Genomic DNA, 24,004 nt, shown 5'->3' with positions numbered 1-24,004 from the left:
AACTCCTCTTCCGCGAACCCGCCACCGGTCATACAACCGTCTGACGGCTGGCCGACCCACGCCCAACCTCGTCGCGACCGTGCGGTCACCCACACCGACCTCGAACAACGCTACAGCCACCACCCGCTGATCCTCGGACAGTGAACTTCGTGCACGCATAAAACTGCTCCCCGGACATCGGAACCGAATTTCTCAGTCCAACTTCCGGGGAGCAGTTCACATGCGCTGCGAGCGCATGAAGGGTCCCTTCAGCTGTGGGGCTAGTTGGCGAAGCCGGCCTTGATGTCGGCGAGCACGTTGCCGTGGGTGCCGAGCACCTGCTGGAACTGGTCGCCGTAGCCGTGCTGCGCGGCGACGTCGCCGGCAGCCTTGACCGCCTGGTCGATGTACTCGGCCGCGGTGGCCTGCATCGGGGCGGGCTGCGGGGCCACGACGGCCGGGGCCGGGGTGGGCTCGACGGGCGCCGGCGCCGGCGCCGGCGCCGGAGCGGGCGCGGCCTCGGTGAGGTACTGACCGCACACGGGCCACGCGCCGGGGCCCTGCGACGCGAGGGTGTTCTCGGCGACGCGGATCTGCTCTTCCTTCGATGCGGTGTGCGGCGAGCCGGTGCCGCCGTTGGCCGTCCACGTGCTCTGCGAGAACTGCAGGCCGCCGTAGTAGCCGTTGCCGGTGTTGATGGACCAGTTTCCGCCGCTCTCGCACTGTGCGACGCCGTCCCAGTTGTGGGTCGCGGCGGAGGCGGTGCCGGTGGCCAGGCCGAACGGGACGGCGACGAGGGCGCCGGTCACTGCTGCCATGCCGAGGGCACGCTTGCTGATGCTGATGGTCATGCGGGATGGATCCTCTCGTGCGCCGACGCGAGCGGCCGGCGGGCGACGATGCGTCGTCCCGGGCGTGCGATCTTCGCGTCCCTGCCCCTCGAAGGGTTTGTCGTGTCCGTCCCGCGGGGGCAGAGCTGGCAGCGGCGGGGCGGTCGGTCGATGCGCTCGATCATCACGAGCCGGTAACGAACGTAGACAGAGATTCGGCGGGCGTCATCCCGCGGAAACGGACCGGTCGACCCGTTCGATTTCGCTACGGCTCGGTAAACGTGCAGGTGAGGGCTGGTCGTTGCCGAGCCGAATCCGGAGCGTTACATGCTCGTTATGTGAGATGGATTACCAGAATTTCGTGAACTGCGTCACGCCGACGGGGCGGTCGGGTCCGGCGTGTGTGCGGATTTGGTCCCGCTGCAGGCGATTTGCCTTCGGTTCGCCTGCTCGTGTAACTTCGTTCATGCATCGCGGGGTGGAGCAGCTCGGTAGCTCGCTGGGCTCATAACCCAGAGGTCGCAGGTTCAAATCCTGTCCCCGCTACTAAGGAAGGCCCGGAAATCCAGAAGGATTTCCGGGCCTTCGTGCATGTGGGGGTCAGCCTCTCCTGCTGCATTTCCGGCGCGATCGAGATTCAGTCCGGCTCGACCTCCATCTCGATCAGCACCCGCCGCAGCACCTTGCCGGTCGTGTTGCGGGGAATCTCCTCGAGGAAGACGACGTCGCGCGGCACCTTGTAGCGGGCCAGGCTCGTCTTCACGTGCGCACGTATCTCGTCCGCGTCCCGGGCGGACGTCGGTGCGGGCACGACGAACGCCCGCAGTCGCTGCCCGAACTCGTCGTCCGCCACGCCGACCACCGCGACCTCGAGGACGTCGGGGCGTTCGGCGATGAGGTTCTCCACCTCGAGCGGGTACACGTTCTCGCCGCCCGAGACGATCATGTCGTCGTCGCGGCCGTCGACGAACAGCAGGCCGTCGTGGTTGAAGTGGCCGACGTCGCCGGTGGCGAGCATCCCGTCGATGTGCTCCTTGTCGCGGCCGTCGGTGTAGCCCTCGAAGCTCAGCCCGCTCTTGGCGAAGATTCGTCCGACGACGTCCGGTTCGGTGATGCGTTTGCCGGCGTCGTCGAACAGGGCGATGTGGCACGTGGCCGGGACGCGTCCGGCGGTGCCGGGGGCGCGTTCGAGGTCGTCTGGGGTGGCGATGGTGACGGCGGCCACCTCCGTGGAGCCGTAGAAGTTGTAGAGCACCTTCCCGAACGCCTGCTGGGTGCGGATGCTCAGGTCGGGCGGGATGGCCGAGCCGGCGGCGAAGATCACCTTCAGGCTCGAGGTGTCGTACCGCGACAGCACGTCGGGGCCGAGGTCGATGATCCGCTGCAGCATCGTCGGCACCAAGACGAGCGTGTTGGCGCGGTGCTCCGCGAGCAGGCGGACGGTGCCCTCCGGGTCGAAGCGGCGCTGCATCACGACGGTGTTCTCGAGTGCGAATCCCAGGACGAGTTGGGAGACGCCGGTGCCGTGGAACGCGGGCGCGGGCACGAGCATGGTCTGCTGGGGGCGCAGGGGGATCCGGTCGAGGAACTGGGCGGAGGCGAACGGGGAGGTGTGGCCGCGCGGGGCGCCCTTCGGGGTGCCGGTGGTCCCGCTGGTGAGGAGGATGAATGTGCCCGGTTCCTCGGGCGCAGGCACGGTGTCGGTGGGCTGCCCGGCGATGAGTTCATCGAGTGTGCGAGGCGGTGTCTCGGCCGGTGGCGTGCGGACGGGCTCGTCCACCCAGGACAGGAATCGCGTGACGTCGGTGGGCAGGGCGTCGGCGACGTCGGCGAACTCGCTGTCGAACACGAAGTGGCGGACATTTTCCCGCGCCGCCACCTCGGCGAGCTGGGGGCGGCCGAAGCCGGTGTTCATGAGTACCAGGCGGGCGCCGCCCTTCGTTGCGGCGAGCATCGTCAGCACCAGGCCGCGGTGGTTGCGGCACATGGCGCCGATGCAAGAACCGGCGCCGATGCTCTCGGCCTGCCAGGCGCGGACCAGGGCGTTGGACTGCTGCTCGAGGTCGCGGTAGGTGAGTGGCCCGCGTTCGTCGACGAGGGCGACGCGGTTGTGTCCGTGCGCGGCGTGGGCGTGCACCGATCCGGCGAACGGCCCGTACTTGTCGATGCCGATAAGAATACGAATGCCCTCGTCGACGCGCGGGAAGGGGATCAGGCCGGAGCGCTGCAGCACTCGTACGGCGCTGAGCGTGTCGGTGATCTTCGTCAGAACGTCCTGCATGGTGGCTCCCATCGGAGACGTCGGCAGCCCCCAGCCTAATGGTGATGTGCATCACAATGGGTGAATTGCTCCTGGTCCGAGGGCTGCGGGATGTACTAGGGGGCGTAGTAGGCGCTACTCTCTCGGGGTGAATTCCCGAGCCGACGCCGTCGCGCAGCTGCGCGGCATGTTCGTCGGTTCGCTGTCCGGGGCGATCAGCATCGCCGCGCACGGACTCGGCGGTGGGAACGCCGCGCCGAGCGAGGAGGCGATCGTGCTCCTCGTCGCGGCCGCCGCAGTGGTCGGGGCCGCCGTCGCGTCCCTGCGCAGCCGGTGCAACCCGTTGCTGCTCCTCGTCGCGGTCCTCGCGGTGGGGCAGGGGATCGGGCACGTCACGCTGACACTGGCGTCCGATCACGCCCACGGCCTGAACCTGCCCCCGCAGATGATTGCGGCACACGCGGCGGCCACCGCTGTCGGCGCGGTATTGGTCCGGGCCGCGGAGATCGCACTGCTCGGCGTGATCGCCTCGGTGGTGCACGTCGTCGTCGCGGTGCTGTCGACGCCCCCGGTGCCCGACGTCCGACGCTGGACGCCCACTGTCGTCCGCCGCGTCGATCCCACGGCCTCCCGGGTCGCCCGAGCCGCGGGCGGAACTCGCGGACCTCCCGCTCTTTCCTGGTAGACGTCCGGTCACGCGCTCGCGTGCCCGGCATCTGCTGCTGCCGTCACCGTCGACGCCGGCGCGGTTACTCGCGCGCCGGTCTGCGTCGACGTGTTATTCGCGGCGCCCGCGCGTCTCGCGCGCGCCGATCCGAAACTTCAGGAAAGAGCTGTGTCATGCACGCTTCCGAAGGCGTGGGGACCGCCCCTGCGCACCTTCCGGACGACCCGAAAGTCGGCCCCGAATCGAATGATTCGCCCCCGCCGGGGGCCCTCCGCAGGCTGGTCCTCCGACTGCACTTCTACGCCGGCATCTTCGTCGCCCCGTTCCTGCTGATCGCCGCGATCAGCGGCGGGCTCTACGCGATCGCCCCCACCATCGAACAGTTCGTCTACCGCGACTACCTGCACGTCGAGTCGACGGGGCCGACCGCTCCGGTGAGCGCGCAGATCGCGGCCGCGCAGGCCGAGCGCCCGGACCTGACGGTGTCGGCGGTGCGGCCGTCCGCCGAGCCGGGCCAGACCACGAGGGTGCTGTTCACCGATCCGACGCTCGGTGAATCGGAGCGGCTCTCGGTATTCGTCGACCCGGTGACCGCGCAGCCGGTCGGCGAACTCGTCGTCTACGGCAGCAGCAGCGCGCTGCCCGTCCGGACGTGGATCTCCCAGCTGCACCGGCACCTGCACCTCGGTGAACCCGGGCGGATCTACAGCGAACTCGCAGCGTCGTGGCTGTGGGTGATCGCGCTCGGCGGCGTCTACCTGTGGGTGCGTCGCTACCGGACCGCGAAGGCGCGCAACGGGTCCGCGGCCCCGCGGTTGTGGACGGTCAAGCGCGGGGTCCGCGGGCGCAACGGGGCGCTCGGCTGGCACGGCGCGCTCGGACTGTGGATCGCGCTCGGCCTGGTGTTCCTCTCGGCGACGGGCCTGACCTGGTCGAAGTACGCGGGCGAGAACATCGGCGACCTGCGCGCCGACCTCGGTTGGGGCACGCCGTCGGTGTCCAAGTCGCTCGACGGTGCGCAGGCCGCGCCGTCGGGTGGCCACGACGGCCACGGCGGCGGGCACACCGCCCCGGCGGCCGGGACGGGCATCCTCGACACCAACGTCGCGCGCATCGACGACGTCCTCGCGGTCGCGGCGAACGCGGGGGTGACCGGTGTGGTGGAGGCGTCGATTCCGGCGAAGCCCGACACCGCGTTCACGGTGGCGCAGACGCGGCAGCCGTTCCAGTTCGCGACCGATTCGGTGGCGATCGACGGCGCAACCGGGCAGATCACCGATACCGTGCGGTTCGCGGACTGGCCGTTCGCGGCGAAGCTCACGTTCTGGGCCATCGGCCTGCACATGGGCATCCTGTTCGGCCTGGTCAACCAGATCGCGCTGTTGGCGTTGGCCGCGGCGCTGCTGGTGATGATCGTCCTCGGTTTCATCATGTGGTGGCGGCGCCGCCCGACCCGCGGCACGCGGCGCTGGGGTCGCCCCCCGGCACGGGGCGCGCTGCGCGGCCTGCACCCGGCGGCGATCGCGGCGATTGTGATCGGGTCCGTACTGGTCGGATGGTTCGTGCCGCTGCTGGGGCTGACCCTGCTCGGGTTCGTCGCCGTCGATATGGTTTTCGGTGTGTTTCAGCGCAGACGAGCATCGACCGGCACGAGCAGATGAGTGACGACCTGTCGCTGCTGCGGCGCGAACTGGCGATGATCGAGGAGCGGGTGGCTCGTGAGGTCGACCCGCGTGGACGCGGTCCGTTCATCGCGGCCACCGTGATGATCCTGCTGATCGCGCTGGCCGCCCCGCAGGTCGACGGCCTGCGCGCGTGGCAGGTCCTCGCCGGCGGGCACCACGAGGTGGCGTCGCTGGCCCGGCTGTTCACGTGGTTCGTGGTCGTGTTCGGGATCGGTGTGTCCGCGCTCGCCGCGTGGACGCGGCGCTGGGTGTTCGCGTGGGTCGCGATGGCCGGCGTCACCGTCGGCACGGTCCTGGGGCTGCTCACGTACTGGTCGCAGCACAGCGTCCGCGGCGTCCACGCCGGCAGCATCGGCTACGGCCTGCTCGTCGAGTGGGCGGCGATGGCGTTGCTCGCGGTGCTGTGGATCCCGGTGGTCGCCGGGCGTTCCAACGTCATGCAGCGCTGACAATCTCGGATGGAGGGCCCCGTCGCCGGTGTGCGACGGGGCCCTCTGTGTTCCGGAATCCGGCCGCGATCCACTTTCGAACTGGGACACTGCCTTCGACGTCGTCGGAAGGGGTGGTCGGTGATGGAGATCGGTCGGATGGTGTGGCCGGCGGCACGGCTCGACGAGGTGGTCGAGCGCGTGGCGGAGGTTGAGGCCGATGGATTCACCGCGGCGTGGGTGCCGCAGATCTTTGGGTGGGACGCGCTGACGGTGCTGGCGCTGGCGGGGGAGCGGACGACGTCGATCCGGTTGGGAACCGCGGTACTGCCCACCCATCCGACGCATCCGCTGCTGTTGGCCGCGTCGGCGCTGACCACGCAGGCCGCTGTCGGTGGACGCCTGCAACTCGGGATCGGCGTTTCGCACCGATTCATCGTCGAGGACGTGTGGGGCCTGAGCTTCGAGCGGCCGGTGCAGTGGGCGCGGGACTATCTGGCGGCCCTTGTGCCGACGTTGCACGGGGAGCGGACACATATCGACGGTGCGCGATTGCGGGCCGAGTTGCCCCGTCCGCTGGACACTTTCGACACCCCAGCCCCGCCGGTGCTCGTGGCCGCGCTGGGTCCGGCGATGCTGCGGCTGGCCGGCGAGCACGCCGACGGCACGGTCACCCTCATGGCGGGCGTCCGCACTGTCGCCGAACACATCGTCCCGACCATCCGCGTCGCCGCTGCGGCCTCCGGTCGTCCCGCGCCGCGGATCGTGGTGGGCCTGCCGATCTGCGTGACGTCCGACGTCGAGGCCGCGCGCGAGCAGTGCCGGGAGGAGTTCGCAGCATACACCAACACGCCGTCGTATCGGGCGATGCTAGACAAGGAGGGGGCCGCCGACCCGGCCGACGTCGCGCTGATCGGTACGCGCGGGGAGGTGCTCGAGCGACTCGACGGGCTGCGCGACGCCGGGGCCACCGAGTACATGGCGTGGGTGTTCGGGAGCGACGAGGAGCAGGCCGCGACAGTGGAGTGCCTGCAGGGGTACGCCCGGCGCTGACAGGCGCTTCCCAGTTCGAACGCTGGATCGCCGGGGTCGCCGTCGGACGAAACCGTCCCCGCCGCTCCGGGAGCGGCGGGGACGGATCGTGAGAGGTGTTTCTGCTCGGGCTACTTGAGCTCGGCCGACGTCTTGCCGAGCAGGCGTCGGGCGATGATGAGCTGCTGGATCTGCTGGGTTCCCTCGAAGATGTCGAGGATCTTGCTGTCGCGGGCCCACTTCTCGAGCAGCGGACGCTGGGAGTAACCGAACGTGCCGGCCAGTTCGACGGCCTTGAGGGACACCGCGGTTCCGGTGCGGCCGGCCTTGGCCTTCGACATCGACGCCTCGAGCGAGTTGGGCTTCTTGTTGTCGGCCATCCACGCCGCCCGCAGCGCCAGCAGGTACGACGCCTCCCAGTCGGCCTCGAGCGCGAGGAACTCGGCCGCGGCGGCGTGCTGGTTGTATGCCGGGATGTCGTACGAGATCTCGACGCCGGCCTCCTCCAGGATGCCGCGCAGTTCCTCGAGGACGGCGCGGCCCAGGCCGACCGCCATGCCGGCGACGATGGGGCGGGTGTTGTCGAACGTCTGCATGACTCCGGCGAAACCCTTCTCCACGTTCACTTCCGGGCTGCCGAGCAGGTTGTCCTTCGGGATGCGGCAGTCCTGCAGGAGTAGTACCGCGGTGTCGGACGCCTTGATGCCGAGCTTGTGCTCGAGGCGGGCCACGCTCAGTCCGGGTGCCTCGCGGGGGACGACGAACGACTTGATCGCCGCGCGACCTTTGCTCTTGTCGACCGTCGCCCACACCACGACGTGCGTGGAGCGCTCACCGGCGGTGACGAAGATCTTCTCGCCGTTGAGCACCCACTCGTCGCCGTCGAGCACGGCGGTGGCGGTGACGGCCGCCGAGTCGGAGCCGAAGCTGGGTTCGGTGATGGCCATCGAGGCCCACACCTTGCCGAAGCGCTCGAGCTGCTCGTCGGTGGCGACCGCGGCGATCGCCGAGTTTCCGAGGCCCTGGTAGGGGATCGACAGGGTCAGACCCACGTCACCCCAACAGGTCTCGATGACGTTCATCAGCGACGCCATGTTGCCGCCGTTGGCGTTACCGATGACCTTGGGCTCGTCGCTGCGGCCCAGGGCCGCGCCGGACGCGCCCTGCCCCGAGTCGTTGAGACCCTCGACCATGGCCGCCATGGTGTCGAGTTCCTTGGGGTATTCGTGCTCGGCGAGGTCGTACTTGCGGGAGATGGGGCGGAAAATTTGCGCTGCGACCTGATGTGCCTGGTTCGCAGAGAACTTCAGCTTCTTGGGAAGTTCGAGATTGATCATCGAAAGGGTCTCCTGTGAACGGACTGGTCGGCGTCAGATGAGGACGATGCCTTCGGCAACGCCGATGGCTCGCAGGTCGCGGTACCAGCGTTCGACCGGGTGTTCCTTGGTGTAACCGTGGCCGCCGAGCAGCTGGACACCGTCCAGGCCGATCTGCATGCCCTTGTCCGACGCGAGCTTTCGGGCCAGCGCGGCCTCGCGGGCGAACGACAGCCCCTGTTCCGCGCGGGATGCGCCGCGCAGCGTCACCAGCCGCATGCTGTCGAGTTCGATCGCGATGTTCGAGACCATGAACGCCACAGCCTGCCGGTGGCTGACCGGCTCGCCGAACGCCTCGCGCTCGTTGACGTAGGGGATGACGTAGTCGAGGACGGCCTGGCAGGTGCCCACGCCGAGTGACGCCCAGCCCAGACGCGCCAGGCGGATCGCGTCGGCGTACTCACGCGCACGCTGGTCGGCGTCGCCGTCGCCGAGGATCGCCGACTCGGGCACCGCGACATCGGTGAGGATCAGTCGGCCCAGGCCGGCGGCGCGCAGACCCATGCTCGGATCGGCCTCCACGACAAGGCCCTTGGTGTTGGATTCGACGATGAAGAACGCCGGACGGCCGTCGAGTTCGGCCGCGACGACGAACAGCTCGGCGGACCCCGCCGCCGGGACGAGGCTCTTGACGCCGTTGAGCTTGTAGCCGCTGGGGGAGCGGACGGCCTTGGTCTGCAGCGCGAACGGGTCGAACAGGGCGCGCGGCTCGCTCACCACGACGGCCGCGGCCGGGACGTTCTCGCCGGCGAACGCGGGCAGGTAGGTCTGCTGCTGCGCGTCGGTGCCCCACTGGGTGAGTGCGACGGCCACGCCGCTGGGCGCGAGGATCGGCAGCGCCAGGCCCATGTCGCCGTGCGCGAGGGCCTCGGCCACCAGTGCGTTGGTGACGGCGCCGCGTTCGGACGCCACCCCCTCGAGCTCCTCGGGAATGTTGATCAGCGTGATGCCGAGTTCGGCGGAGCGCTTCAGCAGGTCGGCGGGCGCGGCGGCGGCCTCGTCGGCGTCGTGCGCGGCCGGACGCAGGATCTCGGCCGAGAACTCGCGGACCGTCTCGACGATCATCTTCTGCTCGTCGTTCGGCGTCAGGTCGAAGTAGTCGGCGTTCTTGGTGGCGCCGTCGGGCAGGCGCTTGGGCGCACCGCCGCCGGAGACGCGGTTGAACGTGCGGGTCGCCGCCCCGAGGGTCTTGAAACCGGTCTTGGTGCCCTCGTAGGTGACGCGGTCGATGACCTGTCGCAGGTTGTACTTCTCGGCCAGGTCCGACCCGGTGATCCGGGTCAGCACGCGCATCGCGGCGCCCATCGCGTCGCGCTTGACCGGGTTCAAGCCGACCGCCGAGGTGTCGCGTGGCTCACGCTTGGCACCGTTCGTCTTCACAACGTCTTGCTTGCTCATGATCACCATTTCTCGGTGTTCGGTCTCGGACGCCCCTACCTTACTCCGGAGTAAGAAACGAAGTCGAGTCAAACTGAAAAGTGACGAGCATCACGATTCGGGCACGCTCGGGGTGGTCCGGGGCGGGTCGAAACCTGCACACAACCTTCACAACTCCTCCCGGGCATCCCCACAACCGCGCAATACAGTCGATCCCGTGACCATCCGCGAACCGGGTAACCAGCGAAAAGTGCTCGTCGTCGACGACGAACGCACGATCTCCGATGCGATCGCCGCGCGCCTGCGCGCCGAGGGCTACGACATCCGGATCGCGTCCGACGGACCCGGCGCGGTCGCGGAGTGCGAGGCGTTCGGCCCCGATCTGGTGGTGCTCGACGTCATGCTGCCGGGCTTCGACGGACTCGAGGTGTGCCGGCGCATCCAGGCGTCGCGCGCGGTTCCGGTGCTGATGCTGACGGCCCGCGCCGACGAGACCGACATGGTGATCGGACTCGGGGTGGGTGCCGACGACTACCTGAGCAAGCCGTTCAGCATGCGCGTGCTGGTCGCGCGGATCGCGGCACTGTTGCGTCGCGCCGACCGCGCGGCGGAGTCCGAGGTGCTGGTGTTCGGTGACGTGGCGATTGACCTCAGCGCGCGCCTGGTCCGGTCCGCCGGTGTCGAGGTCCATCTCACCCGCACCGAATTCGACCTGCTGGCGCATCTCGCGTCACGCCCGCGCGCGGCGATCGCCCGCGAGACGCTACTCGCGCAGGTGTGGGGCTGGGGCGACGCCGCGAGCAGTCGCACGGTCGACAGCCACGTGAAGGCGTTGCGCCGCAAGCTCGGCGGCGACGTGATCCGCACGGTGCACGGCGTCGGCTACGCGCTCGAGGCACCGCGATGAACTGGCCGCGACCGCTGGACCCGCTGCGTTCGTTCAAGGCCAAGACCGGGCTGCTGGTGGTCGCGTCGCTGCTCCTCGCGTCGGTGACGTTCTGGATCACCTCGCAATGGCAGTTCCGTTTCGCGCTTCTCGCCGCGCTTCTCGCCGCTCTCGTGGTGACGCAGGTGCTCGCGCACGGGATGACGTCCCCGCTGCGGGAGATGACCGCCGCCGCGAAGGCGATGGCGACCGGCGACTACTCGCGTAGGGTCCGCGCGACCTCGCGGGACGAGATCGGCCAATTGGCCGCGGCGTTCAACCAGATGGCCGAGGACCTCGAGGCGCACGACCGGTACCGCCGGGAACTGATCGGCAACGTCTCGCACGAGTTGCGCACCCCGATCACGGCCCTGCAGGCGGTGCTCGAGAACGTGGTCGACGGTGTCGAGGTGCCCGACGAGTCGACGATGCGGTCGGCGCTCGCGCAGACCGAGCGACTGGGCAGCCTGGTCGCCGACCTGCTGGACCTCTCGCGCCTCGAGGGCGGCGCCGTGCCATTGCGCCGCAACACCTTCGAGATCGAACCGTTCCTCGACGACGTGATCCGGCAGGCGTCCAGCCCCGCGCGGCCGCTGCGGGTGGACGTCGACGTCGCGCCGGCCGGCCTGCGCGCCGTCGCGGACACCGCTCGGCTGCACCAGGTCGTCACCAACCTCGTCGACAACGCGGCGCGCCACGGGTCGCCGGATTCGCCGGTGCGCATCCGGGTTCGCGCCGACCCGCACACGGGAGAGCTGATCCTGGACGTGCACGACGACGGTCCGGGCATCCCCGTCGCGGACCGGTCCCGGGTGTTCGAACGTTTCGCCCGCGGCGGCGCCCAGGACGGCGGGACCGGGTTGGGGCTCGCGATCGCCCGGTGGGCGGTGGACCTGCACGCCGGCCGCATCGAGGTGCTCGACACGACCTCCGGTTGCTGCATCCGGGTGGCGCTGCCCCAGACGTAAACCCACATCACGACCGAATTCTGTTCGGGGTGACACCTTTTCCGGTCATCCCGCGATGACGCCTGCCCATCGGCGGCCGGCGTGGACGAGGAGGACACCATGACCGCACCGACGACCCTGGCACCCGAGGTCGCCGACGATGTCGGACTGACGCTGTGGCCGCGCGCCGTGTGGCGCCCGGACCGGACGTCGCTGGCGCCGCGCGCGACGATGGCGGCCGCGCTGGGCGCGGGTGCGCTCGCCGCCCTGACCGTGCAGACGGCCGCGGCGAGCATCGCCTACCTCCTGACCGGAGCGGCGGTGGCGGCGACCGCTCTCGCGACGGTGCGCCCACGCCCGACACCGCTCCAGGTCGGCACCGTCCTCGGCGCGCTCGCGCTGCTCGCGGTGAGCGCGGTCCGCGGCGCCGACTGGCTGGTCGCGCTGTGCGTGGTGGCGAGCTGGGCCGTCGGATCGATTGCGCTGGTGGGAGGTTGGACGTGGACGGGGCTGGCGTTCGGGTCCCTCGCGTTCTGGTTCACCCCACCGCGGGTGGCCGGTTGGGTACGGCGCGGGCGCGCCCGGACGCGCACCGGGCGCGGTGTGAAGCCCGGTCGGGTGGTCGCGGTGACGGCGATCAGCGTCGCGCTCCTGGCGTTGTTCGGCTCGTTGTTCGTGAGCGCGGATCCGGAGTTCGGCAGGTTGTTCGACTCCGTGCTGCCCGATGTCCGCGTGACGAATCCGGTCGGCCGCCTGCTCCTCGGGTTCCTCGTCGCGCTGACCGCGCTGGCGGCCACCTATCTGCGGCGGCGCACCCCGAGTTTCGACGCCCTGGCGCCCGGGCCGGGTCGGTCGGTCGCGCGCTGGGAGTGGGCGGTGCCGCTCGCGCTGCTGAACGTGTTGTTCGCCGGCTTCGTCGCGGTGCAGTTGCGGGTGCTGTTCGGCGGGCAGCGGCACGTGCGGGACACCGACGGCCTGACCTACGCGAACTACGCGCGACAGGGGTTCTGGCAGCTCGCCGCGGTCACCGTCCTCACGTTGGCCGTCGTCGCGATCGCAGTGCGCAAGGTCGACCGGGGGAGCGTGGTGGACCGGGTCCTGGCGCGGGTGCTGCTGGGCCTGCTCTGCGGCCTGAGCCTCGTGATCGTCGCGTCGGCAGTGCATCGGATGTCGCTGTACGAGAACGAGTTCGGATTCACCCGGCTGCGACTCGGCGTGATGGCCACCGAGTTGTGGCTGGGCGTCGTCTTCGTCCTGCTGCTCGGCGCGGGGATCCGGTTCTCGGGGCGGTGGCTGCCCCGGGCGGTGCTGGCGTCGGCCGCGATCGGCCTGCTCGGGTTCGCGGCACTGAACCCGGACGGCTACATCGCCGACCGGAACGTCCAGCGGTACGCCGACACCGGCAGACTCGACGTTGCCTATCTGCAGCGGTTGTCCGTCGACGCGGTGCCCGCGCTGGACTGGCTGCCCGAGCCGGCCCGCTCGTGCGCACTGCTCGGTGTCGACGTCGGGGGCAGCGCAGCGGGATTCGACTACAACGCGGCGCGCGCCCGGGCGCACGAGATCCTCGAGGCCCGGCCGATCGGACCGTGCGAGGTCAGTTCCACGGGGCGATGGGTGGCTTGACCCACATGATCTTCTCGTCGGCGTGCCGGGGGACGGCTCGCGGATCGTCCGGATGGCCCTGCGCCCAGCGTGTCTTCTCGTCGATCAACTGTGCCGCGACCGTCCACGTCTCGCGCGTGCTTGGCGGATTCGCGTCGGCGGCGCGGGCCAGCTTGCGGAGCCGATCGTCGGGCAGATCGAGTAGTTCGGCGCCGGTGATGCCGCGCTCCCACGCGAACCGCGCCAGCCCCAGCGCCTTCTCCCGACGCTTGCGGCTCGCCTGATCGGTGTGGGCGAAGTCGACCTCGTCGGCGTCCATGCGTGTCACTCCCGTGTGTTCTGCGGCGTGTTCTGCGGCCGCGATTGTGCCGCGGCGGTCGTGTCGAGTGTGACACCGTGGACGGATGCCGGTGATCGCGCAGGTCTTCGCAGCTCTGGCGGCCGCCCTGCACGCGGGGATCTTCGTGATGGAGAGCGTGCTGTGGCAGCGGCCTCAGGTGTGGCGGCGCTTCGGGCCGGCCAACCAGCGCGACGCCGACGTCACCCGCCCGCTCGCCTACAACCAGGGCTTCTACAACCTCTTCCTGGCGCTCGGCATCGTCGCCGTCCTCTGACCGCGTTTTGCGCACTTATCGGTGGGCGAGTTCAATCGGTCGTTGCAACATCCCTGATCCTGGAGGGTGTTGCAGATGGTGTGGATCGGTCGGCCGCCGGCGCCGGCGCATGCTCGGCTGAAGTTCTGGCAGTGCCGTAGCGAGGGCGCGTCGACGGCAGCGGCCGCGGGTGCGGCATCGGTGGCGTATTCGACGGCGCAGCGGTGGCTGGTGGCGTCCGGTGGGGTTCGTCCCCGCCGGACGCCACCACCGTCGGGCCGGTACCTGTCCCTCGAGGATCGTGAGACGCTCTCCGAACTGCTGCAGGCCGGAAAGAAGCAACACGAGATCGCCGCGGCGTTGGGGCGGTCCCCGTCGACGATCAGCCGAGAGATCGCCCGGGGCACGAACAAGCGTGGCTACTACATCGCCTCCACAGCGCACCGGGCCGCCCAAGCGCGGGCGAAACGACCGAAACCAGCGAAGCTGAACTCGTGCGAGCGGCTGCGGACGTTCGTGCAGTCCCGGCTCGGGAAGAATCATTCTCCGGAGCAGATCTCACGCGCCTTGGTGCGTGAGTTCCCCGACGATCCGGAGATGCGTGTGTCCCACGAAACGATCTACCTCTCGCTCTATGTCCAGGCCCGCGGAGGACTCAAACGGGAACTGACACAGCATCTTCGGACCGGAAGGGTGTTGCGTCAGGGTAGCCGCAAGCCCGACGAGCGGCGGGGCCGGATCCCCGACATGATCAACATTTCCGAGCGTCCCGCCGAGGCCGGGGACCGGGCCGTGCCCGGCCACTGGGAGGGCGATCTGATCATGGGTGCCGGCAACCGGTCCGCGATCGGCACCCTGGTCGAACGTTCCACCCGGTTCGTGATGCTGCTGCACCTGCCCGACGGTCACTCCGCCGAACACGTCAACGTCGCGATGGCCGCCAAGATCCGGGAACTGCCCGCTGCACTGGCCCGCTCGATCACCTGGGACCAGGGCACCGAGATGACCCGGCACGCCCAGTTCACCGTCGACACCGGCGTCCAGGTCTACTTCTGCGACCCCCGCTCACCCTGGCAGCGCGGCTCGAACGAGAACACCAACGGACTGCTGCGCCAGTACTTCCCCAAGGGCACCGACCTGGCCGTTCACACCGCCGAGCGCCTGCAGTTCGTCGCCGACGAACTCAACGAACGGCCCCGCAAGACGCTCGACTGGCATACTCCAGCCGAGCGTCTCGACGAGGCCCTCGTTGCAACGACCGCATGAATCCGCCGTGTCCCGGGAGCCCGAAACACAACGATAAGTGCGCAAAACGCGGGTGGCGATTCAGCGGAGCCGGGCGAGCACCTCGTCGTGCAGCGGCCCGTTGGTGGCGACGGCGCTGCCGCCGTGCGGGCCGTCGACGCCCTCGAGGTTGGTGAACCGTCCGCCGGCCTCGCGGACCAGCAGATCCAGCGGCGCGAGATCCCACAACGACACCTCGGGTTCGGCCGCGATCTCGAGCGTGCCCTCGGCCAGGAGACAGTAGGAGAGGAAGTCGCCGTAACCGCGGATGCGCCACACGTCGTCGGTGAGGGCGACGAACTGGTCTCGGATGCCGCGGTCCTTCCAGCCGGACAGTGACGAGAACGCCAGACTCGACGACGCCAGGTCGCGCACCCCGGACACCGACAGTCGGCGCGCGTCGCCGCCGTCGTACGACGCCCACGCGCCCCCGCCGGTCGACGCCCACCAGCGGCGGTTCAGGGCCGGCGCGCTCACCACACCCACGACCGGCACGCCGTCCTCGAGCAGCGCGATCAGGCTCGCCCACACCGGCACGCCGCGGACGAAGTTCTTGGTGCCGTCGATCGGGTCGATCACCCACTGCCGGCCCTCGAACTTCGCGTCGCCACCGAACTCCTCGCCGAGTACTGCGTCGGCGGGACGTTCCGCCGCCAGCATCGCGCGCACGGCCCGCTCCACCGCGAGGTCTGCGTCCGACACCGGGGTGAGATCCGGCTTGGAGTCCACCTTCAGGTCGAGCGCACCGAACCGGGCGCGGGTGATGGCGTCGGCTTCATCGGCGATGCGGCGGGCGAGAGTCAGATCGGTGGCGTGTGCAGTCACGACCCCAGAGCCTACCGGCGCCCGCGGTGCCGCCGCCGGTACGGCCTGCAGGCGGATATGGACACCGAACCGCCAGTGGATGACGAATATGAACTACCAATTGCCGAACTGTGGCGGATATGACAGTCTTGACGGCAAATCGTGGCGGAAGCCACACTTCCCGATCGTCGAAGGGACGGTGACATGTCGCTCAGCTCCACCGCGCGGGGCGTGATTCAGGACATCGAGCGGCTCGAGGGCGCCTACGTCGGCGGGCAGCTCGTGTCGTTCGACGGTGTCGAACGCATCCCCGTCGTCTCGCCCCGGGACGGCCGACCGATCGGGGCGCTGCATGCGGCCGACGAGACGCAGGTGGATCTCGCGGTCCACGTCGCCCGAACGGCCTTCCGGATGTCGGGCTGGGCCACGGCCCCCGCCCGCGAGCGGGGCGACGTCCTGAAGAGATGGGCACTGCTCATCGGCGAGCACGCCCAGGAGCTGGCCACCCTGATCTCGCTGGAGATGGGCAAGCCGGTGTCCCAGGCGCTCGACGTGGAGCTCGCGGCAGTCGAGAAGTGCATCAGGTGGTACGGCGAGCTCGCCGACAAGGTGCCCGACAAGCTGATCGCGCACGAGCAGTCGGTGCTGGCGTACTCCGTCGAGGCCCCGGCCGGTGTGGTCGCGGCTGTGGTGCCGTGGAACTTCCCCCTCACCATGACGGCCTGGAAACTCGCTCCCGCGCTGCTCGCGGGCAACTCGGTGGTGGTGAAACCGTCCGAGCAGACCCCCTTCTCGGCGCTGCGTCTGGCGGAGCTGGCGGGGCAGGCCGGGCTGCCGCCCGGAGTGCTGAACGTGGTGAACGGCCTGGGTCGGGTCGCCGGTCAGGCGCTGGGCCGACACCCCGACGTCGACGTCTTGACGTTCACCGGCTCGCCCGTCACCGGCCGCGCCTTCATGAAGTACAGCGCGGAATCGAACGGTAAGAGGGTGTGGCCGGAGCTGGGCGGGAAGTCCGCGACGATCGCGCTGCCGGACGCCGACATCCGGGCTGCAGCCACCAGTGCGGCGGCGAACGCTTTCTTCAATCAGGGTCAGATGTGCAGTGCCTCGTCCCGGTTGATCGTGTTCGAGGAGAACGCCGACGAGGCGGTGGCCGCGGCCCGCGAGGTCGCAGAGGCGCTGCAGCCGGCAGATCCGCTCGACGCCGGCACCGAGTTCGGGGCCGTCGTCAGCGCGGCCGCGGCGACGGGGATCGAGGCGAAGGTTGCGGACGCGCTGGACCAGGGGGCCACCCTGGCCGCAGGCAGCCCGCGGCGCACCGTCGTCGCCGGGCTCGAGGACGGCTCGTACTTCGCTCCGGTTGTTCTCGATCGCGTCGACCCGGATTCGCGGATTGCGCAGGAAGAGGTGTTCGGACCGGTCCTGTCGATCATCCGCGTCGGCAGCGAGGCCGAGGCGATCCGCGTTGCCAACGACACCCGGTACGGGCTCGCCGCATCGGTCTGGGGCCGTGACGTTTCCGCGATCCACCGCGTGACGAGCGCCGTGAAGGCCGGGGTCATCTGGGTGAACTGCTACGAGGAGGGCGACATGCGTCTGCCGTTCGGTGGCGTGAAGGAGAGCGGCTTCGGGCGCGACAAGGGCGCCGACGCACTGCACAAGTACACCGACACCACCGCGGTCTGGATGAAGCTCGATGGCTGACCGTCCCCTGATCGCGCTCACGACGTGGCGACGCGATCTGCCCACCTATCTCGGCGAGCGCACGGACTTGTTCACGGTGGGCACCGAGTACGTGCGGTTCTTCTCTGCCCGCGGTCTGTCCGTGATCCTGGTCCCGGAATGCGCCGACGACGAGGCGACCGCGTTGCTCTCGCACGTCAGTGGGTTGGTCGTGTCCGGGGGAGAGGACGTGGGCGAGTGGATCGCCCGCGGCGAGAACGCGGACGCTCCGCCCGACGCCACCACCCGCGACGTGACCGAGCGGGCGCTCGTTCTGGCCGCGCGGAAGAGGGGATTGCCCGTCTTCGGCATCTGCCGGGGCATGCAACTGCTCGCGGCGCTCCACGGCAGCCGGGTGGTCGACCTGCCGGCGGATCGTGAACTGCACTCGTACGGACTCGAACCTGACGCTCAACTCGGCTACCGGCACGAGATAGAACTCGCGACCTGGTCCGCGACGTCCCCGGCAGGCGTCGCGGTGGCGTCGAGGACGATCGTCAATTCTATTCACCAGCAGGCGATCTCGCACTGTCCCGAAGGCTTCGCGGTGACGGCGACGGCGGCGGACGGGACGATCGAGGCGATCGAGTCGATCGAGTCGACCACCGAGTGGTACGCCGCGGGTGTGCAGTGGCATCCCGAGAAGATGTGCGGCGCGGACGAACTCGCCGCGCAGGAACGATTCGTCGCGCCGTTTCTCGACGCAGTCGAGAGATACCGACAAGCCCCCTGATCGTGCACGACCGAACAGTGCAGTCAAGAGAAAGAGAACCCCAGTGACCGAGCAGAAGCTCTTCTTCGAGTACGAGAACGGCCCCCGCGCCCTGGCGACCATGCACCTCGATCTGGCGCCGAAGACGTGCGAGGCGTTGTGGAACGCACTCGCGAAGCCGGTGACCGTCGACGCCATGCACGCGATGTACGCCGGCCCCGAGGTGATGACCGGTCTGCCCGAGGAGGCGCAGAACTTCGACCCCGAGGCCGTACCCTTCGAGAACCAGCAGGTCATCCCCGGCGTGGGAGACGTGCTCTGGTACTACCAGCGTCCGATGCAGATGGGCGGCCTGCCGTTCGAGTGGTACGAGGTCGGCGTCTGCTACGCCCCCGGAGTGCGCACGTTCGGCCCGCTCGGGTGGACCCCCGTCAACGTGTTCGCCACCGTCACCGAGGGACTCGCCGAGTTCGCGAAGGCCTCGGCCGACATCCGCATCACCGGCATCAAGAAGCTCACCATCGGCCGCATCGAATAGCGTTCGGACGCACCGATAAACCGGGACCCTGCCCGTCGCCGACGTTGCCGGCGGGCAGGGTCCCGTTCGCGCGCGCCGACCACGCGAGCTCGGTGGCAGGGGTGGGACATGCACAAGCGCCGCACCACCTTTCGTGTGGTGCGGCGCCGGGATGTCTGCGGGCGGTGGTCGAGGTCAGGCCACGACGTCGTCGACGGACAGCGGGCCGCGTCGAACGGCCTTGAGGACGACCCGCGATTCCGCGATCTCCACGGTGGGGAGCGATCCGATGACGCCGTTCTGGAAGTCGAACAGCGCCTCCTCGTCGACGAACAGACCGTCGACCAGCAGGCCGGCGTGCCCGGTGAGCGCCGCGCAGTATCGGACGGACGGGTGTGTGGCCAGGAAATTGCCGATGCTCTCGATGTCGCCGTTGCGGATGTGCAGCCACAGCATGGCCTCGACCTTGTAGCCGAAGAACGTCGGCGCCACCTCGGTCCGGACCCGGAGCACGCCGACACCGAACAGCGTGTCGAGTCGGCGGCGCACGGTCTGCGCGTTGATGCCGGCCTCCTGTGCGAGCACCGAGATAGTTGCCCGCCCGTCGTGGCTCAACTGGTCGATCAGGTTCTGGTCCACGGAATCGAGAACGACGGGCGTGGAACTGCTCGACGGTGCGTGCCACGGTGCGGATGCCCGGAGCGCGTCGACCTGTTCGGCGGGGAGTATTCCCGCGTGCCAGTCGAGGCCCATCCGGTACGAACGCAGCACGGTGCTGACCTCGAACGACCGCAGGCCGGGGATCGCCGGAAGCGTCTGCAGCAACAGCATCTGGTGTGCCTCGGCGTTCTCCACGAGAACGAGGGCGACGATGTCGCCGGACCCCTCGAGGATCGACACCGACGACGCACCCGGAAGCGCGGCGACGCCACGGGCCACCTGCGCCACCTGGTCGATCTCGGTCCCGAGGCGGATCAGCACGCCGCGGGCGTGCAGCAGCTTGTTCGCGTCGACGAACGTGGACACGCGCACGCATCCCGTGTCGATCAGGTGCTGTCCGCGCCGCATGACGGTCCGCGACGGGAGATCGATGACGCGGCTGATGGCCTCCCACGAGGCGCGCCCGTTGACCTGGAGGGCGCTCGCGATGAGCCGATCGGTGTCGTCCGTGTCATTACCCTTCTGACTCATCGTCTGCAGCCTTCATGTGAGAATTTGTGTGCGGGAAGAGAATTACAGAGTGTAACGGCAACGTCGTCGTCACTTCGGGAGGATCCGGCTGTCCGCGCTGCGCCACGACACCGTCACCTCACTGTCGGGGAACACCGTCGTCGCGGTCGGGGCGACCACCCGAAGCTCCTGTCCGGACACGTCCAGGACGAGCAACAACTCGCTGCCGCGGAACACCCGCGACCTGACCGTCGCGGTCAGGTGCGCGTCGCAGCCGTCCGGTGCGTCGATCCGGATGTCCTCCTGCCGGATCATCAGCAGCGCTTCGCCGCCGAAGTCCTCCGGAGACGGCACGGTCGCATCGCCCACCGAGGCCCGGCTGTCCGGGGCACCGGTGACGGCGAGCAGGTTCGCCGCGCCCAGGAAGTCGGCCGCGAAACGCGTGCTCGGGTTCGCGTAGAGGTCCTCCGGTGTTCCGGCCTGCTCGACGACACCGCTGTGCATCAGTACCACCTGGTCGGACATGCTGAGGGCCTCGTCCTGGTCGTGCGTGACGAAGACGGTGGTCACGCCCAGACTCCGTTGCAGCGAGACGAGTTCCACCTGCATGTCCTCCCGAAGGCGGGCATCCAGGTTCGACAGCGGCTCGTCGAGCAGGATGAGTCGGGGGCCACCGACGATCGCACGGGCCAGCGCCACACGCTGTTGCTGGCCGCCGGACAGTTGCCGGGGCATGCGCGACGCCAGGTGGTCCATCTGGACCTGCTCGAGCGCTCGAACCGCGAGGTCCCGCTGCGCGGCACGGTTTCCGTACGTCTTGCCGCGCATCCGAAGGGGGAAGCGAACGTTCTCGAGCACACTCATGTGCGGAAGGAGCGCGTAGCTCTGGAACATCATGCTCAACTTGCGGTGTTCCGGCGCGAGGTTCGTGACGTCCTCGCCGCCCACCGAGATCGTTCCGGAATCGACCGTCTCGAGGCCCGCGATGCAGCGGAGCAGTGTCGACTTGCCGCACCCGCTGGACCCCAGCAGCGATACGAAGCTGCCCGACTTCGCGTGGATGTCGACGCCCTCGAGCACCGTCACATCCCCGAATGTCTTGTGAACGTCGGCGATGGTGAGATCGGCCATTAGCTGAAGACCTTTCCGAGACCGACGATCTTCTCGATCGCCAGGATTGCTATCGCAGTGAGTGCCATCGACAGTGTCGAGACGGCCGCAACCGTCGGCGAGGCGCTGAACTCGAGCTGCCCGTAGATGGCCAGGGGGAGGGTTTGGAGCTGCGGGGTGCGCAGGAACAGCGCGATGACCGCGTCGTCGAAGGAGACGATGAACGCCAGGAACGCGCCGGCGATGATTCCAGGGCGACACATCGGCAGCAGCACGTGCCAATAGCGTTGCCACCAGTTGGCTCCCATGACGCGGACGGCTTCTTCTGTGGAGACGTCCGACCGGGCGATCACGCCCAGAACCGTTCGGACCACGTACGGGACGGTGATCACGATGTGCGCCAGCATCAGGATCCACGGCGAGGACCCACCGAGCAGCTGGGACACCGTCTGAAGGATGCCGATTGCGAAGATGATGCTCGGCATCGTCAAGGGGGAGAGCGCGAACGATTGCAGCGCACCCGAACCCGGAACCTTGTGTCGTGCGATGCCGATGGCGAACAGCGTCCCGATCGCGGCCGAACCCACTGCCGCGATCACAGCGATCTGAAGGCTGAACAGGAACGGATACGTGTAGGTGGTGTCGGCCAGTGCGTCCGCGAACCACTCGAAGCTGAGGCCCTCGGGCGGGAAGGCGAGGAACTGGTCGGCGTTGAACGCGGCTCCCACCACCACCGCGAGCGGTGCCAGCATGAACAGCGCGATCACGACGAGGAACACCTTGCCGGCGATCCTCAACGGAAGCGGAGTTGATCGAACCACTATTTCATCCTCGCGTTCGCAATTCGATTGGTCGCCGCGATCGTGATGACGACGACAGCCAGGATCAGCACCGCCTGCGTCGCGGCGAAGGGGATGTCGTTGCTGACCGTCGCGTCGTGGTAGATGAACCCGGCGATGACCGGAAGCTGAGCTCCGCCAATGAGATTCGGGGTGATGAAGGAGCTGATCGACAGCGCGAAGCACAGGGTGGCGCCGGAGACGATGCCCGGCAGTGCCAGCGGAAGCACCACGTGCCGGAAGGTACCGAGGAAGCTTGCACCCATCGTCCGCGACGCCTCCCGCAGCCGCCCGTCGATCCCGTTGATGACACCGAGCACGGAGAGGACGGCGAACGGCACCAGGACCTGGACCATCGCGATGTTCACGCCGAGTTCGGTGCCCAGTAGGCCCTGACGCGCCTGGCTCAGTTCCAGGAAGCCCGGAATCCCGGCCAGCGGGCCGGACGGGCCCATGAGGATGACCCAGCCGAACGTGCGGATGACGACGCTGGTCATCAGCGGCAGGATCGTCGCGATCATCATGAACGCCCGGGCCTTCGCGGACAGCCCGGCCATGATGTACGCGAGTGGAACGGCGATCACGATCGAAGCGATCGTCTGGATGAACGCCATCCGCAGCGACCGCTCCGACGCGCCGAGAGAGACCGACGATCCGAAGAACCTGGCGAAGTTGTCGAGCGTGAACCCCGAGGAGTCCGTGGTGAAGCTCGCCAGAAGCGTTCTGGCAACCGGGATCACGAATGCGATCAGCAGCAGCGCAATCAGCGGCAGTACCAACAGCCAGGGTTCTACGGAGCGCTTCTTCATCGCGTGATCTGTTCCTGCCACTGCTTCTGCCACGCCGCGGCGCTACCCGTGATCTGCTCCGGAGCGAAGCGGACCAGCGTCTCCAGCGTCGGGCCGGCGAGGATCTTGGACTGCATGTCGGCGGGAACGACCGCCTTGGTGTTCACCGGCGAGTACGCCATACCGGTGACGAACTTCTCCTGGGCTCCGGCGCTGAGCGCGTAGTCGATGAACTTCGTCGCGAGTTCGGTGTTGGAGCGTCCGGCAACGAGATTGGCCGTGATGAACGATCCCGTCGTCCCCTCCTTCGGGATCGCGAAGCCGACGGGCTGGCCCGCCTTGCGCAGCGTCTCCGCGTAGTCCTGCGAGTAGGGGGCAATCCAGATGTCGCGTGCCGCGAAGGCCTGCTGCAGGTCGGAGGACGTTTTGGTGATGATGGCGTCACCGGCGCGGGTGGACTGGCCGATCGCGTCGATTCCGGGGGTGACGTTGTCGATCGTCCCGCCGCGGGTCTGGTTGATCATCAGCATGCCGAGGGTGCCGTAGCTGTTCGACAGGTCGGTGAACGCGACGTGCTGCCGGTAGTCGGGGTTGAACGGGTCGTTCCACGACGTGGGCTCGCTGACCTTGTCGGTGCGGTAGAGCAGGCCCATCGGCGTGATCTGGACGACGGGCCCCTGCCCGCCCGCCAGCCCGGCGGTCGCCTGGCCGATCAGGTCGGGGGCGTTGGTGAGCGCGGCCGGATCGATGGGGGCGAGGAGCCCGTCCGCGGCCGCCACCGTCTCCTGGCCGCCGGAGAAGAAGACGACGTCCATCTGGGGACTCGACTTCTGGGCCTGGAGCTGGGCGAGCGCGTCGGAGCTGTACAGCGTCACCTGCTTGACCGTGACGTTGTTCTCCTTCTCGAACGGCTTCACCACGGCCTCGGTGAAGTTCTTCTGCCACTCCCCACCGAACGTCGTGACAACGAGCTCGGTGCCCGCTGCCGACCCGGGCGAGCAGGCGGACAAGGACGCGGCGGCGCCCACGGCGAGGGCGATTGCGGTGAGTGCAAGGCGACGTTTCATCTGACTTCCTGGATGTGGGTTGGGGCGCCGGGACGAATCGGCGCGGCCGACGCGCGGCTCTGCGGGTGTGTGACCCGCGCCACGAGGTGGAGTGAGTGTTACATATTCGCCACATAGCCGCAATAGAGTGGAGAATCCAGACAATCGTATTGCTGATTGTTGTCGATATTCGCCTCATGGGGCCTCTGACGTGAGCGTGCACCGTTCCGACCCGTCGGCGCTGCGGGGGCCGCGTCGGTCGGCGGTGCGGTGTGATCCTGGTCGCACGGAGGGCATCGGGGTGGACC

At 68.8% G+C, this 24,004-nt stretch carries 23 protein-coding genes, 1 tRNA gene and 1 pseudogene; 13 read left to right on the top strand and 12 right to left on the bottom strand.

Features of this window, described 5'->3' with window-relative positions; all coding sequences use genetic code 11:
• Nucleotides 1-30 precede the first annotated feature (30 nt).
• Nucleotides 31-159 (bottom strand): annotated as a pseudogene (locus ABTV10_RS17575) (hypothetical protein); the annotation flags it as partial.
• A 101-nt stretch (nt 160-260) separates the two neighbouring features.
• The gene (locus tag ABTV10_RS17570; RefSeq protein ID WP_499028886.1) at nt 261-830 is read right to left on the bottom strand and encodes a transglycosylase family protein; all 570 of its coding nucleotides are present in this window, start codon (nt 828-830) and stop codon (nt 261-263) included.
• Nucleotides 831-1,281: 451 nt separating this feature from the next.
• Between ABTV10_RS17570 and ABTV10_RS17565 the strand changes: the two genes are divergently transcribed.
• Nucleotides 1,282-1,355, top strand: a tRNA-Met gene (locus ABTV10_RS17565).
• Nucleotides 1,356-1,446: 91 nt separating this feature from the next.
• Here the strand turns inward: ABTV10_RS17565 and ABTV10_RS17560 are convergent.
• Nucleotides 1,447-3,090, bottom strand: coding sequence for an acyl-CoA synthetase (locus tag ABTV10_RS17560; protein ID WP_499028884.1), 1,644 nt, complete (start codon nt 3,088-3,090; stop codon nt 1,447-1,449).
• Nucleotides 3,091-3,217: 127 nt separating this feature from the next.
• Here ABTV10_RS17560 and ABTV10_RS17555 point away from each other — a divergent pair, with 127 nt between their 5' ends.
• The 4 genes from ABTV10_RS17555 (at nt 3,218) to ABTV10_RS17540 (ending at nt 6,902) form a co-directional block, all read left to right on the top strand.
• The gene (locus ABTV10_RS17555; protein ID WP_499028882.1) at nt 3,218-3,754 is read left to right on the top strand and encodes a hypothetical protein; all 537 of its coding nucleotides are present in this window, start codon (nt 3,218-3,220) and stop codon (nt 3,752-3,754) included.
• Between the two features lie 155 nt (nt 3,755-3,909).
• Nucleotides 3,910-5,397, top strand: a complete 1,488-nt coding sequence (locus ABTV10_RS17550) for a PepSY-associated TM helix domain-containing protein (RefSeq protein ID WP_499028880.1) — start codon at nt 3,910-3,912, stop codon at nt 5,395-5,397.
• Nucleotides 5,394-5,870 (top strand): Rv2732c family membrane protein, encoded by a 477-nt coding sequence (locus ABTV10_RS17545; protein ID WP_433605955.1) that lies wholly within the window; start codon nt 5,394-5,396, stop codon nt 5,868-5,870. The genes ABTV10_RS17550 and ABTV10_RS17545 overlap by 4 nt, the downstream gene beginning before the upstream one ends.
• A gap of 123 nt (nt 5,871-5,993) precedes the next feature.
• The gene (locus ABTV10_RS17540) at nt 5,994-6,902 is read left to right on the top strand and encodes a TIGR03564 family F420-dependent LLM class oxidoreductase (RefSeq protein ID WP_499035206.1); all 909 of its coding nucleotides are present in this window, start codon (nt 5,994-5,996) and stop codon (nt 6,900-6,902) included.
• 110 nt (nt 6,903-7,012) lie between these two features.
• Here the strand turns inward: ABTV10_RS17540 and ABTV10_RS17535 are convergent, their stop codons facing one another.
• Together ABTV10_RS17535 and ABTV10_RS17530 are read right to left on the bottom strand one after the other, a co-directional pair.
• Entirely contained in the window at nt 7,013-8,218 is a 1,206-nt protein-coding gene (locus ABTV10_RS17535; protein WP_499028878.1) for an acyl-CoA dehydrogenase family protein, read from the bottom strand.
• A 33-nt stretch (nt 8,219-8,251) separates the two neighbouring features.
• Nucleotides 8,252-9,655, bottom strand: coding sequence for an acyl-CoA dehydrogenase family protein (locus tag ABTV10_RS17530; protein ID WP_499028877.1), 1,404 nt, complete (start codon nt 9,653-9,655; stop codon nt 8,252-8,254).
• A 196-nt stretch (nt 9,656-9,851) separates the two neighbouring features.
• Between ABTV10_RS17530 and ABTV10_RS17525 the strand changes: the two genes are divergently transcribed.
• The 3 genes from ABTV10_RS17525 (at nt 9,852) to ABTV10_RS17515 (ending at nt 13,132) form a co-directional block, all read left to right on the top strand.
• Nucleotides 9,852-10,541, top strand: a complete 690-nt coding sequence (locus tag ABTV10_RS17525) for a response regulator (protein ID WP_499028875.1) — start codon at nt 9,852-9,854, stop codon at nt 10,539-10,541.
• On the top strand, nt 10,538-11,527 hold the full coding sequence (locus ABTV10_RS17520; RefSeq protein ID WP_499028873.1) for a HAMP domain-containing sensor histidine kinase: 990 nt from the start codon (nt 10,538-10,540) through the stop codon (nt 11,525-11,527). Before ABTV10_RS17525 ends, ABTV10_RS17520 begins: the two co-directional genes overlap by 4 nt.
• Before the next feature lie 99 nt (nt 11,528-11,626).
• Nucleotides 11,627-13,132, top strand: a complete 1,506-nt coding sequence (locus tag ABTV10_RS17515; protein WP_499028871.1) for a DUF4153 domain-containing protein — start codon at nt 11,627-11,629, stop codon at nt 13,130-13,132.
• On the opposite strand, the gene ABTV10_RS17510 is transcribed toward ABTV10_RS17515, so the two are convergent.
• The gene (locus ABTV10_RS17510; RefSeq protein WP_499028869.1) at nt 13,104-13,430 is read right to left on the bottom strand and encodes a hypothetical protein; all 327 of its coding nucleotides are present in this window, start codon (nt 13,428-13,430) and stop codon (nt 13,104-13,106) included. The genes ABTV10_RS17515 and ABTV10_RS17510 overlap by 29 nt on opposite strands.
• Before the next feature lie 85 nt (nt 13,431-13,515).
• On the opposite strand from ABTV10_RS17510, the gene ABTV10_RS17505 reads away from it, so the two are divergent.
• Nucleotides 13,516-13,725 carry a DUF1304 family protein gene (locus ABTV10_RS17505; RefSeq protein ID WP_499028867.1) on the top strand — a complete coding sequence of 70 codons (210 nt, stop codon included), beginning with the start codon at nt 13,516-13,518 and terminating at the stop codon, nt 13,723-13,725.
• A 75-nt stretch (nt 13,726-13,800) separates the two neighbouring features.
• Nucleotides 13,801-14,970 carry an IS30 family transposase gene (locus ABTV10_RS17500; RefSeq protein WP_499028866.1) on the top strand — a complete coding sequence of 390 codons (1,170 nt, stop codon included), beginning with the start codon at nt 13,801-13,803 and terminating at the stop codon, nt 14,968-14,970.
• A gap of 60 nt (nt 14,971-15,030) precedes the next feature.
• On the opposite strand, the gene hisN is transcribed toward ABTV10_RS17500, so the two are convergent.
• Nucleotides 15,031-15,813, bottom strand: coding sequence for a histidinol-phosphatase (gene hisN, locus ABTV10_RS17495; protein WP_499028864.1), 783 nt, complete (start codon nt 15,811-15,813; stop codon nt 15,031-15,033).
• 183 nt (nt 15,814-15,996) lie between these two features.
• Between hisN and ABTV10_RS17490 the strand changes: the two genes are divergently transcribed.
• Genes ABTV10_RS17490 through ABTV10_RS17480 form a run of 3 tightly spaced genes read left to right on the top strand, consistent with a single transcriptional unit; the run spans nt 15,997 to nt 18,764 of the window.
• Nucleotides 15,997-17,496: an aldehyde dehydrogenase family protein gene (locus ABTV10_RS17490; protein WP_499028862.1), complete on the top strand. Its 1,500-nt coding sequence runs from the start codon at nt 15,997-15,999 to the stop codon at nt 17,494-17,496.
• Complete coding sequence (locus ABTV10_RS17485) at nt 17,489-18,247, top strand: gamma-glutamyl-gamma-aminobutyrate hydrolase family protein (protein ID WP_499028861.1); 759 nt, start codon at nt 17,489-17,491, stop codon at nt 18,245-18,247. Before ABTV10_RS17490 ends, ABTV10_RS17485 begins: the two co-directional genes overlap by 8 nt.
• A 43-nt stretch (nt 18,248-18,290) precedes the next feature.
• Nucleotides 18,291-18,764, top strand: a complete 474-nt coding sequence (locus ABTV10_RS17480; RefSeq protein ID WP_499028860.1) for a DUF3830 family protein — start codon at nt 18,291-18,293, stop codon at nt 18,762-18,764.
• A gap of 174 nt (nt 18,765-18,938) precedes the next feature.
• On the opposite strand, the gene ABTV10_RS17475 is transcribed toward ABTV10_RS17480, so the two are convergent.
• From ABTV10_RS17475 to ABTV10_RS17455, 5 genes are all read right to left on the bottom strand, one after another.
• Entirely contained in the window at nt 18,939-19,934 is a 996-nt protein-coding gene (locus ABTV10_RS17475; RefSeq protein WP_499028858.1) for an Lrp/AsnC family transcriptional regulator, read from the bottom strand.
• A gap of 69 nt (nt 19,935-20,003) precedes the next feature.
• Nucleotides 20,004-21,044 carry an ABC transporter ATP-binding protein gene (locus ABTV10_RS17470; RefSeq protein WP_499028857.1) on the bottom strand — a complete coding sequence of 347 codons (1,041 nt, stop codon included), beginning with the start codon at nt 21,042-21,044 and terminating at the stop codon, nt 20,004-20,006.
• A complete protein-coding gene (locus tag ABTV10_RS17465; protein WP_499028855.1) occupies nt 21,044-21,844 on the bottom strand; it encodes an ABC transporter permease in 801 nt (266 codons plus the stop codon). Before ABTV10_RS17465 ends, ABTV10_RS17470 begins: the two co-directional genes overlap by 1 nt.
• Nucleotides 21,844-22,671: an ABC transporter permease gene (locus ABTV10_RS17460; protein WP_499028853.1), complete on the bottom strand. Its 828-nt coding sequence runs from the start codon at nt 22,669-22,671 to the stop codon at nt 21,844-21,846. The genes ABTV10_RS17465 and ABTV10_RS17460 overlap by 1 nt, the downstream gene beginning before the upstream one ends.
• Nucleotides 22,668-23,717, bottom strand: coding sequence for an ABC transporter substrate-binding protein (locus tag ABTV10_RS17455; protein ID WP_499028851.1), 1,050 nt, complete (start codon nt 23,715-23,717; stop codon nt 22,668-22,670). Before ABTV10_RS17455 ends, ABTV10_RS17460 begins: the two co-directional genes overlap by 4 nt.
• Nucleotides 23,718-24,004 lie beyond the last annotated feature (287 nt).

Origin of the sequence: Paraburkholderia sp. RHO2 (assembly GCF_050955445.1) — a bacterium.
GTDB classification, from domain to species: Bacteria; Actinomycetota; Actinomycetes; order Mycobacteriales; family Mycobacteriaceae; genus Prescottella; species Prescottella agglutinans_A.
Note: the sequence above shows the minus strand (reverse complement) of the source record. Positions and strands in the feature narration are given on the sequence as shown.